Origin of the sequence: Bacillus sp. NPDC077027 (assembly GCF_050269555.1) — a bacterium.
Classification (GTDB): domain Bacteria; phylum Bacillota; class Bacilli; order Bacillales; family Bacillaceae; genus Bacillus.
Genome location: NZ_JBNNIO010000001.1, coordinates 997,958 through 998,219 on the forward strand (window position 1 = coordinate 997,958; position 262 = coordinate 998,219).

Here is a 262-nt window from a genome sequence, read left to right on the forward strand (position 1 = left end):
TTACACCAGTAGGACCAGTAGGACCAGTAGGTCCGGTTGCTCCAGTTACACCAGTGTCACCAGTAGGACCGGTCGCTCCAGTTACACCCGTATCACCAGTAGGTCCGGTTGCTCCAGTTACGCCAGTAGGACCGGTTGCACCAGTTGCACCAGTTGCGCCAGTGGCACCAGTAGGACCTGTCGCTCCAGTTACACCAGTGTCACCAGTAGGTCCGGTTGCACCAGTTACGCCAGTAGCACCCGTATCTCCAGTAGGTCCGGT

At 57.6% G+C, this 262-nt stretch carries 1 protein-coding gene; it reads right to left on the reverse strand.

The genetic code is table 11. The features are described from left to right. A partial coding sequence (locus tag ACQKEZ_RS05505) for a hypothetical protein (protein ID WP_427299268.1) occupies positions 1-262 on the reverse strand: 262 nt, incomplete at both ends.